Source organism: Natrialba magadii ATCC 43099, from assembly GCF_000025625.1.
Lineage (GTDB): Archaea > Halobacteriota > Halobacteria > Halobacteriales > Natrialbaceae > Natrialba > Natrialba magadii.
The window spans coordinates 1-13,737 of sequence record NC_013924.1; the positions used below are offsets into that span (position 1 = coordinate 1).

Genomic DNA, 13,737 nt, shown 5'->3' on the forward strand with positions numbered 1-13,737 from the left:
AACTAGGCCTGTTCCAAAACCGATTCACAGTATCTCAGGAAGCTAGGGGGACTCTCGGAGGGGTTAACGATTGAATCAGTGGTGTGTGTGTGTGTTCGGGAACGAATGAAACGGAGGAATCGTTTGTAACGATTGCGCCTATGGTTTTATGTGGGAGAAATACAATCACTTCGTAATGGCACTCTTCGAGCGGAGTGAGGAGATCTTCAACAACGAGAACGTTCTCCACGATGATTATCAGCCTCAATCCCTCGAAGAGCGTGACAGCGAGATCGAACAGTTCACGGGGTATCTCCAGCCGGTGATCAACGGCGCACAGCCACGGAACATCTTTCTCTACGGGAAAACTGGTGTCGGCAAGACGGCCGCAACGAAGTATCTCTTGCAACACCTCGAGGAGGATTCTGAGCAGTACGACGATGTCACGATCACGACCGTCTATCTCAACTGCGAAGACCTCACGAGTAGCTACCGTGTCGCTGTCGCACTTGTGAACAAGTTGCGCGACCCCGAGGAGCAGATCAGTCGCACCGGGTATCCGTTGAATGCCGTCTACGAAATGCTGTGGGAGAAACTCGACGAACTCGGCGGCACGATCCTCATCGTTCTCGACGAGGTCGACTACATCGGTGACGACGATTCGGTCTTGTACCAGCTCCCGCGTGCTCGCAGCAATGGCAAGATCGAGAACTCCCGTGTCGGGATCATCGGGATTAGCAACGACTTCAAATATCGCGAGAAGCTCGACCCGCGTGTCGAAGACACACTCTGTGAACGCGAGCTTCATTTCCCGCCGTATGATGCCACCGATCTCCAGAACATCCTCACCAAGCGTGCCAATCATGCGTTCAAAGACGACGTGCTCGACGGCGACGTCGTTCCGTTGTGTGCGGCGTTCGCAGCCCAAGACAAAGGGAGTGCACGCCAGGCGCTTGACCTTCTTCTCGAGGCCGGTGATCTTGCACGCCGGCAAAGCGACCCGGTCGTGACGGAAGATCACGTCCGTGATGCAAAGCAACTCCTCGAGAAGCAACGCATCGAGGAATCGATGAAAGAACTCACGTCACACGGACACCTGACGCTACTGGCTGTCGTCGCGTCGACGGTCGCAGACCCAGAGGCACCACTACAGAAACAAACGATCTACGAGCAGTACCAGGACCTCGCGAAAGCGACCGATCGCGACGCACTCGGTGGCCGGGCGTTTCACAATCATCTCGCCGAACTCTCGATGCTCGGAATTCTCGATCGGGCCAAACGCAACGAAGGTCGAGCTGGTGGAATCTACTACGAGTACGAGGTAGACGTCCCACTCGAGGCCGCGCTCTCGACACTCGAGAACCTCCACATGAGTGACGAACTTGACCTCGACTCGTTACGGCAGAACGCACAGGAAAAGGGGCTTCTTTGAACCACGACTGTTCGAGCAGTGGCTTCGAGAGCCTATTTGCCAATCTGCGATGGTGACTTTCCTGAGACACCTGGTTCGAGCGTAACGCTCAAGGCTCTGCCTCGTTTTTCCCTTTCTCTTTCCCTTTTCCCGTTGTACCGTTCGATTCTATAGGGGGTGCAGGACGAGAACTCCGACCCCAAGGGTTGGGATTGTTGACAGTCCCCGGACAGTGCTCCAGTCGTTCCAACGTAGTACTCGCCCTTCCAGAACCCCTTCCTCAGAATAGGATTTTCGAATCTGGGGACATCGCTCCAGTGAGTTTGGCCTCTACCGAGACCGTTGACACTCACACCAGTACACCTGCACCAAAAGCTATTTTATGACATCCTCTAACGTAGTATCTATGGCGATACAACGGCGGGGATTTATCGCTGCGGTCGGGACTGGTGGAGCAGTCGGGTTGGCTGGTTGCACTGGTCTTGGCGATGACACCGGTGACAGCGACAATACCGGACCAGAGATCAGTGGTGAAACACTGACGCTTACGACGACGACGAGTACGTACGACACCGGTCTGCTCGACGAACTCAACGCACCGTTCGAAGACCGGTATGGTGTGACTGTTGTTACCGTCGCTCAAGGAACCGGGGCAGCCCTCGAGACTGCGCGCAACGGTGACTCTGACGTCGTGATGGTCCACGCTCGATCACTCGAGGACGAGTTCATGGAAGATGGATTTGGTGTCAACCGTCGTGATCTCATGTTCAACGATTTCGTTATCGTTGGAAACTCAGACGATCCTGCTGGGGTTGGGGGCGAAGAAGACATTGAGGCGGCACTGACAGCGATTGCCGACGCTGAATCGGAGTTCGTTTCTCGCGGCGACAACTCGGGAACACATACGAAAGAACTCGAACTCTGGGACGCAGCAGGGTTGACGATCGAGGAGTTCGGTGAGTGGTACATCGATGGCGGAGGTGGAATGGGAGAAATCCTGAACCAGGCAAGTATGCAGGAAGCATATACGCTGGCTGACCGGGGGACGTATCTCGATATGCAGGATGAGATCGACCTCGAGATTCACGTCGAAGGGCCCGTCAAGGATGGACCGGACGAACTCATGAACACATACGGAATCGTAGCTGTCAACCCTGCTGTTCACGAACACGTGAACTATGATCTCGCGATGGCGTATATCGGATACATTACGAGTGTTGAAGGGCAGGATATCATCGAGAGCTACACGTCTGCGGGTGAACAGTTGTTCTTCGCCGAGGCGCTGTCAGAGGATCCTGAATTCCAACAGTACGTTCCTGAGGGATGGGGAAGTTCGACTGATGATGAGTAAGCACCGATAGCATGCACTTCGAACTCGGGATGTTGACTCCGCTACTGATCGATTTTCCTTTCGAGTGGAACTACATTCGGAGTATCATCTATGTCTCTTTATATGTGAGTATTACAGCCGTGATACTGAGTACGCTGTTTAGCCTTCCGATTGCACTCCTGGTCGGCTTCAAAGAGTTTCGTGGAAAGACGTTGCTTACGTCGATCATCAACACTGGAATGGGATTTCCCAGCGTCGTCGTCGGTCTCGTCGTTTTGTTTGCGGTCTCAAATCAGGGACCGCTCGGAACGTGGGACCTCGTGTTTACGACCGAAGCGATGATCATATCCCAGTTCATCCTCGCAGCCCCTGTCATTACGGGTGTCAGTCTCGCCGCGGTGGATAGTGTCGAACAGAACGTTCGTGACGCAGCGTACGCAATGGGTGGGACACGATTCGACGTGGCACTTGTAACGATCAAGGAGGCCCGCTACGGAATTGCGACAGCGGTTCTCGCGGGGTTCGGACGAGCAATCAGCGAGGTTGGATCCGTTCTCATCGTCGGTGGCAACATCGCTGGTTCAGACGGGACATCCGTCACGCGAACACTCACAACTGCAATCCAGCTTGAGGCTCGCCAGGGCCGCTTCGAGACGGCGATGATCCTCGGTGCGATTCTGGTTGTCCTCGTCTTGCTCGTCAATGCAATCGTCGTTCGACTTGGGAACGGAGGTGGACGGTACGGATGACACTCGAAGCGATCGACGTTCATCATGCATATGGAGCCGAACCGGTGTTCGATGGTGTCTCACTGTCAGTAACCCCTGGTGAAGTTGTTGGGATTATCGGACCATCCGGCGTCGGGAAATCCACGTTGCTTCGATTGCTCGCGCTTTTCGATGCACCTGATCACGGCTCGATTAGATACGAGAACGAAGACGTGTGGCAGGTATCGGAACAGGAGCGTCTCGAGTATCGCCGCTCAGTCGGCATGGTGTTCCAAGAGGCGAGTCTGTTCGATGCGAGTGTTCGGCGCAACGCAGAGTATGGCCTCCGGGTGCGGCAATCGTGGATCGATCGGCTTCGCCACGAACTCTCGAGTATTGTTGGAAAGACGAATGGGACGGGCGATGCGATCGAAGCTCTTGACACCGTCGGGTTGCGCGAAAAAGCGAATCAAGATGCGGCATCACTCTCTGGCGGCGAAGCACAACGGGTTGCCTTTGCTCGCGCTCTCGCTTACGAGCCAGACATTCTGCTCCTCGATGAACCGACGTCGGATCTCGATCCACGTAACACAGCTGTGATTGAGGATGCCGTTCTCGAGGCCAAAAACCGTGGAATCGGTGTCGTGATCGCAACACACGATATGCATCAAGCAGAACGGATTGCTGATAGAGTGGCGGTGCTGCTTGGGAACGGTATTATCGAGGTCGGCGACACCAAAACTGTGTTCGACAACCCGACCGACGAACGGACCCGGAAATTTATCGAGGGTGAATTAATATACTGACGAACGATGATCTCTGCGCTGTCTTTCCAACCCTTCGACCGAGGTCACTACCGATGACGATCAAACGAGATTACAGCACGCAACTCTCCGTCGATGGTGTCACAATTGATCAGCGCGACATTGAGATGCTTGATGCAATTGACCAGTATGGTTCGATGCATCGAGCGGCCGATGCGTTGGGCCGGTCGTATGCACGGTTGCAAAATCGCGTTGTCGAGATTGAAGAGGCGGTCGGAACTATCACGGAACGACAACGAGGTGGACGTGGTGGTGGCGGAACCAAACTAACACAAACAGCCCACGAGATACGGCAGCAGTTTAACCGCCATGAAGCTGAATTAGGTGGTGTCGCTCACGTAACTGAATCTGTGTTTCCAGGCACGGTTCGAGACCGGACTGGAGAACTCGCAACTGTTGACACCGAGATCGGCTCAATCCTTGCACTGGTTCCACAGGGTGCGACCGACGTCCAAGTTACTGTTCGCTCCGATGCAGTTGTTTTGACAAAACCAGACGAAACTCCGCAACCTGATGGTGTGAGCCTCCGGAACCAGTTTACAGGTACTGTCGATCAACTGGAACCCGGCGACGTAATCACCAGAGTAACGATACAACTGCAAGAGAACAACACTATTCAGTCGATCATCACAAAAGAAAGTGTAGATCGGCTGGCCCTCGAGCCTGACCTTCCGATAACTGCATCATTTAAAGCGACCGCTGCGCGAGGAATTTCAGCTGCTTCCGATACTCGCGAGTGATACAATTGGGTATGGCAGTGTCACCGGTGTCCCTCTGACAACTGACTACTTCACCCCTACGTGCTGACTAGCAGTCGTTGCTCGACTGACATGTCGGTTGTACCATCAATCGACGTCAAAATGGCGAGGTGGTATGTCCCAGTGGAGTGGTGTGTCACTGATCGGACTGCGATGTCATTGCTGGCAACGACAGGCCGTGACCCCTCGCCAGTCCGGGTGTTAGGACAGCCCAAAAATAAACTTGTTGGAAAAACTGATAATACCTATCGGATACAGGTAGTGAACGTTTTACCCGGTAATTTTCCTCGGACTCTTCCGAACCATCGAACAGGGCAACACGGTGGCTTCCCGAACGAGACACTCCGATGATTTCGGTTTTCCACCGAGCACACACTTTTTCTTCCGATCACTCCTACGGTAGTCAACCCTCTCACCACAGCCTCCGCTGGGGTACAGTTCGGACTTCCAAACTCCACTCCACGCTCCTGTCCAACCCTTGCCTGTCGTACTCGTACACTCGAGTACTGATACTTTCAGCTGTCAAAATACCGGCTCTGCTGTGTTAATTCATACTATCGACGGTTCTAACACGATTTCAGATCTAACCAGTGACCTATCTTAGGTGACTTAGCCACCTTGGGTACCTTAGGTAACTGAGCCACCTGAATAGAGCCTGGTTTCTCAGCGAGACGTCCCAAGGCGGCATAGTTGGCTTGGCTGTGCCTTTTAACTCACCTCAGGTGACTTAGGTAGACCAAGAGCAGTCCGTGCATATCCCAGTGTTTGCCAGTTGTGCTTCGTCACAACGCCTTTGCCCGTCGCGCTCGTGCACTCGAGTGCCGATCATATCGGCTGTCAAAATACCGGCTTTGCCGGGGCGGCCTCTGCCGCCACTGGTTCCTCGCCCCTCGAGTGCCAACAGTAGGTGCCTACTTTTGACACCCAGATATCTTAGCTGACTAAGCTGCCTTAGTTACCTTAGCTGCGTTGCCTAAGGCACCTACGCTACGATAACTGTGGTAGCTAAGCTGACTGGGCTACCTCAGTTACCTAAGCTACCTTAGCTACGTTGTCTAAGTCACCTACGCTACGATAACTGTGGTAGCTAAGCTGACTGGGCTACCTCAGTTACCTAAGCTACCTTAGCTACGTTGTCTAAGTCACCTACGCTACGATAACTGTGGTGGCTGCGTTGCCTAAGCCACCTTAGTTAGCTCAACTGAGTCACCTGAACTGCCTATGGTGGCAGAGCCTGCTCACTTGGGCTGGCTACTCTACCTAAGGTGACTTAGCTAACTCAGCTGAGTTGCCTAAGCTACCTAAGGCAACTTGACCAACTGACTCAACTGGTCCGACGGAAATAAGTAGGATTGACTGAATGAGTCGAGTGTCCGTCGACACAGTCGTTCGGTCCCGGCCGACGCTGCGGCGGGCGGAACCATACAAATGACAGCAAACCCAGAACCACGAGCAGTCTGTTTCCCGATGCTCAAGGGCGGTTTCGGAAAGAGTACGTTCGTCAGCACACTCGGCGGTATCCTTGGGGATATGCGCGGTCACGAGGTCCTGGTCGTCGATCTCGACCCGGCTGGCCACCTCTCGACTGGACTGGGATACTACACGCGCGAGAACGACGAGGCGACGGACCTTGCAGACGTGCTACTCGGCGACGAGTCCGTCGATGCAATCGTCAAAAACCCAGGCCATGGCTTCGATTTCGTACCAGCGCTGAACCTCGAGTCGGTGACTGACGCGCTCTCGAAGGACTCGGTCCTCGCGTCGGATCTGAAGATGAAACAGGAACTCGTCGACGAACATCTCGGCGACCGGTACGACTACATCCTGTTCGACGTCCCTGGATCGCGGAACAAACTCACGAACAACGCTGTCGTCGCAGCACCGAACGCGATCCTCCCGCTCATGCCAGTGCCCGAAGCACTGAACGGACTTCGAGAGACGGCCACCCGACTCGTCGGCCCAATCCGTAGTCAGCTCGGAAACTTCGAAATCCTCGCAACTGTGCCCAACGACATGAGTGCTCGTATCGACCACCAGACCAAAGACCGGAAGCTACTCGAGTCGATGAACACACAGGAGAGTTTCGCGTCACTCCTCCTTGCTGGCCGCGATGGCGTCGACGCTCGGAGCGGAACGCTCCCTGCGGGAACTGAGGTCGAAACGGTACTGGATAACCACATTCCATCGTTTGCACGAATCCGCGCCGACGAGTGGGAGGCAATCGACGCCGGCGAGATGGACCCACCGAAGCCACCAATTCGCCACACTGGCGCGGTCGGCGACGCCTACGAGGCCCGCGAACCGCTCCCATCCTACGATCCAGAGAACTCCCAACTCGAGTACTTCGGTGAGATTGCGGATATCATCGAACGCGGAGGGATTGAACAATGACTGGCTTCGACCTCGGAGATCCTGCTGCCGATGCAGACGACCCGACCGATGAACAGGCCAACTCGAGTTCCGAGCAAGAGTCAGAACTGGTCGGGGAACCGCCAACGCCAGAGACTGAACCGGAATCGGAACCGGAACCGGACTCGGAACTTGAATCGGAACCGGAACCGGACTCGGAACTTGAATCGGAACCGGAACTGGAATCAGAAGCCGATCCCACTGACCGCGATCCGACTGAGACCGGACCGGCGTTCCCCTACAGTGAGGTCAAGCAGAGTCCACTCTATGCTCGAAAGGAGACGTGGACTGAGTTTGAGGACCAACTGGATTTCACCGTCACACCCGAACTCCGCCGTATGGGGATTCGTGACGACGAACTGCGTGAGGTTCACGATGTGGTCTTAGAACTCGCACTCGACAATATCGAAGAAATTCCAGAGCGGTTGGCAGAGAAACGCCGAGAGCGGTGAGAACACGGTATAGGCCCTTCTTTCCCCAACTGTTGGTGTGTATTCCGCCTTCCGATCTTTCATATGGAATCAACACAACTGTGGGGTATGCTCACTCTCAACGATGTTCTCGATCTTGAATGGCCCACTGCCCCCAAGTGGTCGTCGTGCGGTTCGTTTCTCGCCGCAACGGTACACGAGGACGATGGGAAGGTATTGCTCGTTGGTCACCCAGGAAAAGAGCCGTTGCGCGTCCGACCGGCCGACGAACACGTCGCCGAGTTCACGTGGTCGCCAACGGAGCCACAACTCGTCTGTACGACCGAGGATGGATTGACTGCCCTCGTTGATCCACGTGAGCAATCCGTCTCGGAGATTGCGCGCACACCCGACGGCGACATCTTGCCCACCTGGTCGCACGATGGGTCGCGCCTCGCGTTCTATCGGGATGGCAAACCCCGAACTAAGTCACTGACCGACGGCGTCGAACGCGGGTTCGATGTTCCGGAGCGGGGCCCATTTCTTGGTGGAGAACGCGCGTTCGCCTGGCGTGGGGACGGGCTGCTTGCCTACCGATTCACAGACTGCGAGACGAAGTGCGTCGGCGTGATCAACACCGAAAGCGGGGACCTCGTCTGGCGAACCCGCCCTGATTCTTCCTCTCATTCACCGTTCTGGCTCGACGATGGACGGCTGTGCTACGAGCGCCGAGGTGAGTACGGTACCGTCCGCGAGTTTATCGCCGTCGACATCGATGATCCTGCGACCGAGAGTACACTCTTCCAGGAGGTCGACGAAGAGACCGGCGCACTCTCGCGTGGGTCACCACGTCTCTCCCCCGATGGAACACTGCTGGCCGCGGCGCTCCCAGTCGATGGCTACGAACACATCCACGTGATCGATGTCTCCTCAGGCGAGCGAACGCAACTCACTGAGGGGGCCTTCGAGGACAAAGGACTCGCCGATTCTACGCCGCGATGGATCGACGATGAACGATTAGTTTTCGCATCAAACCGGCGAGACACAGGACAGCGACAGCTCTACACGGTCACGCTCGATGGCACGACAGAACCGCTGGTCGAAACGGCGGGAACAAACGTCGAACCGCGACCGTCGCCAGCCGGCGATCACGTCGCCTACCTCCATGCAAGCCGCGACCGGTCTCCGGAGGTTCGTGTCCGCGAACTCGAGTCCGATTCGGCTGATGCTGCCCCGACCGAACCAGCGACGCAAACCGACGCCAAGCTGACCCACTCCGGTCTCCGCGACTGGCCGGAACCACCGATCGAACCGGAGCGAGTCTCGTTCGAGAGTGGTGAGCTGACGATCGAGGGATATCTCCTCGACCCACGCCAAAGCGAGTCCGTGCCCGACGACGCAACCGACCTCCCGAGTGTCGTCTACGTCCACGGCGGGCCGATGCGACAGATACGTGATGGCTTCCATCCCTCCCGATCGTACGGGCTTGCGTACGCGTACCAGCAGTACCTCGCCACGAACGGGTACGTCGGTCTGTTCGTGAACTACCGTGGTGGCATCGGCTACGGCCGGGCGTTCAGAGGAGCGATCGGCGGCGACCGAGGGAGGGTCGAGATGGACGACATCGCTCGCGCCGCTGACTATCTGCGTGCTCTCGAGTACACCGCTGATTCAGTAGGACAATGGGGACTCTCCTACGGCGGCTACGCCGCGCTTCAGCTCCCCGGAACCCACCCTGGAACATTTGATGTCACGGTCAACATCGCCGGACTCGCCGATACAGCGAACTACCACGAGTGGGCGACCGAGACGAAATTCCCCGCCATCGCCTCCGCAGCGACGACCGTGATGGGCCATCCACTCGAGAACCCCGACCGGTGGGATGACGCTAGCCCGGTCACCCACATGGACCGATACGAGACGCCGGTGTACAACTTCCACGGCACGGCTGACCGGTACGTGAACGTCGAGCAGCAGGATATCGTGGTGAACACGCTGCTCGATCTCGATGTTGAGTTCGAGGCCGAGTACTATCCTGACGAAGGGCATGTGTTCTCGAAGCGATCGACGTGGCGGCGAACGTTCGAGAAGATCGAAGCGGCGTTCGACGAGCACCTCTAGAGCCAATGTCGGTCGCTATGGGCTTGCCACTCGCTGTTTGGTGCGCATTCGTTGTGGTCACTTGGTGATTCGATAGCGAGACCAGACATAGCGCGAAGAACACTTGTGCTCGCGCGTGGACGCAACCTTGGGCGCACCCATGTCTGAGGCCGCATTCCTTGACTGAGCCATTGGTTTATTCAATATGGCTGTCAATATTGTGGTGGTATGAAAGAGGGACACCAGATTGCCGCTGTAAACTAAACACACCAGGTACCTCAACCCCCCCTCTATAAATGAGCCGCAGTAAAAATGGGGAGACCGTATTTCCTCTGTAAACGTGATTATCAGTTCCTGTATGTAGATATACTTGCACCCCAAGCCTTGAAAAGGCGTTTTTACAGCGGCAATCTGGTGTCTCGAACCGATTGTGATCCTCCATTTGAAGAACTTACAGCGGAAATTTGGTGTGTGACTCGTTCTGTGTTTACAGCAGAACCATTACTTCACACGTTCCTGTGAACAGAAATACCGTTAGAGTTCTGTACCACCACGTGCACCACGAATTTACAGCGGTAGGTTTAGTCCTCTAGCTTTATTATCTTATCATGTGGCCATCAACTAATGACGGACTCCGCCAACGACGACCGCAACCCTTTGTTCCGGTACGAGGATCCAATCTTCCGGGACGAGTCGTTGTTGCGGATCTCGCATCTCCCAGACCGGGATCGTATCGTCGGACGTGACGACCAACTCCAGCGGGTCGCTGAAGCCCTAAATCCGGCTATATTTGGGAGCGAGCCTAACCATATCGTTATTTTCGGTAAAACTGGATCTGGGAAGACACTAATCTCGCGGGCAGTCACACAAATGGTCCAAGAGGGAGCACAGCGGGAGAGTATCGATGTTGCATATATCTTGGTCGACTGTGGGGAATTTTCGACTGAGACTGCCGCAGTACGGCGAATCGCTGCCGGACTCAACGAGCCCGAACAGACGAACATTGACATCCCCCACCGCGGCATCGGTACTGGAACCTATAGTAGCCACTGCAAGTCACTGCACACCTGATCGCACGACAGCAGCGCGGTTCGGAGCGAGTGATCCGAGCGAGAACCGCGAACGTACGATCAGTGTGTAACTAGCTGCAGTTGTTACTATAGGAATCCCGAGCGGTAGGTGTTTCAGGGTTGCAACCATGACTCCGCCACTTCACGAGAACTCGTGTAACCCAGTCGTCGTGGTCGGTGGCTGACTAGCGGTACCAAACCGCTGTTTCTCCTCTCCTCAGCATCGTTGACCGTAATCTATTGTTTTTCCAGCAGGTGGTCGCTGATACTTCGACGAACTCGGAGGTATCGTGGATTTGCTCGACCGACGGGCACGGGACGAACCTTTCGAGGATTCATGTTCACCGCGCCGGTGTTTCGAATGTTTCCTCGGTATCGCGGGCGGATAGGCCGTGGTTCGAAAATCAAAGATTTTCGCCATCACGAGAGAACAGTCACGAGAGAACAGAACTCTCTCGAACGACCTCCGAAGATCGTTCGGAAGCCGCTCAGTTTCACTAGTGCAGAGTTTCTCGCCTCGTGCGGTTCTCCCAGTGCCTCATTTTCTCGTGAGCACCTTCGAATATCCACGCTGATATCTATCAGTCCGATCCTTCGGGATCGGTCCGAAGATCCGAGTCCGGCTCCGACTCCGGGACGTAGACCCAATCGGAGTAGAGCAACGCGACGCAGGCGGCCGCCAGCACGGTCCCGATTGACATGACGAGATAGCCGGCGCGCATTCCAAGGTGCTCGAGTAGGTAGCCGATGAGGGTGGGAAACGCCGCGCCGGTCAGCGTCGCGGCCGTGAAGATGTAGCCGAACGCCCGCCCCTCGAACTCTGGCGGCGTGAGGTCGCTGATCAGCGCGTCTCGAGCCGGGTTGACGCCGTAGAGACCGCCACCGAGGACGAACAGCACGGCGATCAGTGCTGCCGGGTGCAGGTCGAAGACGGCGAGTGCCACCATGCCGACGGTCGCGAGCCCCATACAACAGACCAGCACAAGCCGCGAGTCGTACTCGTCGCTCACCCCACCCAGGTACAGCTGCATCGCGGCACCGGCGAGCAACACTAGCGCGAAGTAGCCGCTTGCCACCGACTCGGCGCCGACGTGGACACCGAAGACCTCGAACGAGTGGGCGTACACCGCGACCAGAAACGCCGGGAGAAAGGCGGTGATCGCGTGGCTCGTCGCGCCGCTCGAGACGAAAAAGACGTAAATCGCGGTCATCGGATAGAGGAAGGTCCGTCGCTCTTCGCGGACCAGTTCCGTCGTCGTCGTCGGGTCGGCGTCGCCCTCGGTTCGCTGCCCGGACGGGACCGTCTCGAACTCGTCGCTGCGGAGCGCGAGAAAGAGAGCAGCCCCGTAGAGCACTCCCGCCGCACCGAAGCCGAGGATGATCCCCTCCCAGGACAGCAGGAGGATCAAGCCGGCGATGGCGGCGGGCGTTGCGGCGTCGCCGAGTTTCGACGAGGCGCCGAAAAATCCGAGGACCTTCCCCTTGTGCTGCTCGTCGACGTTGTCGGTAATCATCGGGTAGCCGGCCGGGTGGACGACGGCCAGTCCGACTCCGACGATCACCATCGCGCCGGCCATGGCGAGGAATCCGCCCTCGAAGGTGGTTTCGAGGATCGTTACGGTAGGGAGCGGCCCGCCGAGGACCGGCGCGAACGCGAAGAGGACGTACGCCGCGCCGGAGATCACGATCCCTGTCGGGAGGAGGTAGCGCCGATCGATCCTGTCAGCGAGGACGCCGAGCGGCGCCTGAACGACACCCATCCCGATCGAGTACAGCGTGATCAACAGCCCCAGTTGCCACAGCGGGTACTCGAGTGCGACCGCGAGAACGGGAATCAGTGGCGGCAGCACGCGGTAGAAGACGTGCTGGGCGAAGTGCGCCGAACTGATCAGGAGCGCAAACTCGAGTTCCCGTCGCGACAGTCCAGACATCGGTCCTACGTGGCCGACCGTGTCCCTTGACTGTCTGTGTCTCGGCAAAAGCGTTCGATTATGAACTGGTCTGCTGACACCTCTCACGTCGCTGTGAGCATATCCAACCGACTCAGGCATTATTCGTATTTGTTTTGTCTTGCCTCAACCACAATGGTTAATCAAATACTATCGTCTGTGTCAGTATGGCGACTAGTTTCTGGCGACTCGTCTCACAGGTAACCATCTGGCACATCGCAGCGAGCATCTGCTACTACGCGGTGTACGCCGGCACGCCGTTGTTTCGCGACGCGTTCTCGCTCTCCGGCGTGTCCGTCGGGTTCGTCATCACCGCTTTGACACTCGGCTACGCCATCTTTCTCCTCCCGATCGGCGTCGTGACGGACAGATTCGGCGAGCATCGAACGCTCACGATCGGGTTGATCGGACTCGCGATCGGCGCGCTGCTCATCGCCATCGCACCGACGTACGGACTGTTGCTGGGTGCAGCGTTCGTCCTCGGGTCGATGTACGGTACGGCGACGCCGGGAACGAACAAGGCCATCTTCGACAACATTCAACCGGAACGACAACACCGAGCGATCGGTATCAAACAGATCGGGCCGACGATCGGGAGCGCGATCAGCGCGCTCCTCGTCACCGGTCTCGTCGGGATTTTCTTCTGGCAGATCGGATTCCTCGTCGCTGCGGCGATCGGCTTCATCGCCGCGACACTGTTTTACGGGGAATCAAGGAGAAAGCCTCGCCCCTTCAGGGCGGGGATGAATCCGACAATACCCTACGCAAACCACTGCTCGATGCCACGGCA

The 13,737-nt window shown here is 56.7% G+C and carries 10 protein-coding genes and 2 pseudogenes; 10 read left to right on the plus strand and 2 right to left on the minus strand.

Features of this window, described 5'->3' with window-relative positions; translation table 11 throughout:
- The first annotated feature begins 175 nt into the window (after positions 1-175).
- The 8 genes from NMAG_RS19105 to NMAG_RS19140 all read left to right on the plus strand — a co-directional run bounded on the left by NMAG_RS19105 (position 176) and on the right by NMAG_RS19140 (position 9,949).
- On the plus strand, positions 176-1,411 hold the full coding sequence (locus NMAG_RS19105) for an orc1/cdc6 family replication initiation protein (protein WP_004216270.1): 1,236 nt from the start codon (positions 176-178) through the stop codon (positions 1,409-1,411).
- Between the two features lie 385 nt (positions 1,412-1,796).
- The gene (locus NMAG_RS19110) at positions 1,797-2,741 is read left to right on the plus strand and encodes a substrate-binding domain-containing protein (RefSeq protein WP_004216271.1); all 945 of its coding nucleotides are present in this window, start codon (positions 1,797-1,799) and stop codon (positions 2,739-2,741) included.
- An 11-nt stretch (positions 2,742-2,752) separates the two neighbouring features.
- Positions 2,753-3,469 carry an ABC transporter permease gene (locus tag NMAG_RS19115; protein WP_004216272.1) on the plus strand — a complete coding sequence of 239 codons (717 nt, stop codon included), beginning with the start codon at positions 2,753-2,755 and terminating at the stop codon, positions 3,467-3,469.
- Positions 3,466-4,233 carry an amino acid ABC transporter ATP-binding protein gene (locus NMAG_RS19120; protein ID WP_004216273.1) on the plus strand — a complete coding sequence of 256 codons (768 nt, stop codon included), beginning with the start codon at positions 3,466-3,468 and terminating at the stop codon, positions 4,231-4,233. The genes NMAG_RS19115 and NMAG_RS19120 overlap by 4 nt, the downstream gene beginning before the upstream one ends.
- Before the next feature lie 53 nt (positions 4,234-4,286).
- Positions 4,287-4,991 (plus strand): TOBE domain-containing protein, encoded by a 705-nt coding sequence (locus tag NMAG_RS19125; protein WP_004216274.1) that lies wholly within the window; start codon positions 4,287-4,289, stop codon positions 4,989-4,991.
- Positions 4,992-6,437: 1,446 nt separating this feature from the next.
- Positions 6,438-7,400, plus strand: coding sequence for a ParA family protein (locus NMAG_RS19130; protein WP_012996943.1), 963 nt, complete (start codon positions 6,438-6,440; stop codon positions 7,398-7,400).
- Complete coding sequence (locus NMAG_RS19135) at positions 7,397-7,870, plus strand: hypothetical protein (RefSeq protein ID WP_004216276.1); 474 nt, start codon at positions 7,397-7,399, stop codon at positions 7,868-7,870. The genes NMAG_RS19130 and NMAG_RS19135 overlap by 4 nt, the downstream gene beginning before the upstream one ends.
- A gap of 87 nt (positions 7,871-7,957) precedes the next feature.
- Positions 7,958-9,949, plus strand: a complete 1,992-nt coding sequence (locus tag NMAG_RS19140; protein ID WP_004216277.1) for a S9 family peptidase — start codon at positions 7,958-7,960, stop codon at positions 9,947-9,949.
- Between the two features lie 61 nt (positions 9,950-10,010).
- Here NMAG_RS19140 and NMAG_RS22815 read toward each other — a convergent pair.
- Positions 10,011-10,124: pseudogene (locus NMAG_RS22815) on the minus strand (IS5/IS1182 family transposase); the annotation flags it as partial.
- 428 nt (positions 10,125-10,552) lie between these two features.
- Here NMAG_RS22815 and NMAG_RS19145 point away from each other — a divergent pair.
- Positions 10,553-10,999, plus strand: coding sequence for an AAA family ATPase (locus NMAG_RS19145; protein WP_004216279.1), 447 nt, complete (start codon positions 10,553-10,555; stop codon positions 10,997-10,999).
- Between the two features lie 580 nt (positions 11,000-11,579).
- Here the strand turns inward: NMAG_RS19145 and NMAG_RS19150 are convergent.
- Positions 11,580-12,929: an MFS transporter gene (locus NMAG_RS19150; RefSeq protein ID WP_004216281.1), complete on the minus strand. Its 1,350-nt coding sequence runs from the start codon at positions 12,927-12,929 to the stop codon at positions 11,580-11,582.
- A gap of 185 nt (positions 12,930-13,114) precedes the next feature.
- Between NMAG_RS19150 and NMAG_RS19155 the strand changes: the two are divergent.
- A pseudogene (locus NMAG_RS19155) lies at positions 13,115-13,648 on the plus strand (MFS transporter); the annotation flags it as partial.
- Between the last annotated feature and the right edge of the window lie 89 nt (positions 13,649-13,737).

Excerpts from the sequence above, each read along its gene's own strand:
- NMAG_RS19145 (WP_004216279.1), top strand. The coding sequence starts at position 10,553 with ATGACGGACTCCGCCAACGACGACCGCAACCCTTTGTTCCGGTACGAG.
- NMAG_RS19120 (WP_004216273.1), top strand. The coding sequence starts at position 3,466 with ATGACACTCGAAGCGATCGACGTTCATCATGCATATGGAGCCGAACCG.
- NMAG_RS19130 (WP_012996943.1), top strand. The coding sequence starts at position 6,438 with ATGACAGCAAACCCAGAACCACGAGCAGTCTGTTTCCCGATGCTCAAG.
- NMAG_RS19140 (WP_004216277.1), top strand. The coding sequence starts at position 7,958 with ATGCTCACTCTCAACGATGTTCTCGATCTTGAATGGCCCACTGCCCCC.
- NMAG_RS19115 (WP_004216272.1), top strand. The coding sequence starts at position 2,753 with ATGCACTTCGAACTCGGGATGTTGACTCCGCTACTGATCGATTTTCCT.
- NMAG_RS19135 (WP_004216276.1), top strand. The coding sequence starts at position 7,397 with ATGACTGGCTTCGACCTCGGAGATCCTGCTGCCGATGCAGACGACCCG.
- NMAG_RS19110 (WP_004216271.1), top strand. The coding sequence starts at position 1,797 with ATGGCGATACAACGGCGGGGATTTATCGCTGCGGTCGGGACTGGTGGA.
- NMAG_RS19125 (WP_004216274.1), top strand. The coding sequence starts at position 4,287 with ATGACGATCAAACGAGATTACAGCACGCAACTCTCCGTCGATGGTGTC.
- NMAG_RS19105 (WP_004216270.1), top strand. The coding sequence starts at position 176 with ATGGCACTCTTCGAGCGGAGTGAGGAGATCTTCAACAACGAGAACGTT.
- NMAG_RS19150 (WP_004216281.1), bottom strand. The coding sequence starts at position 12,929 with ATGTCTGGACTGTCGCGACGGGAACTCGAGTTTGCGCTCCTGATCAGT.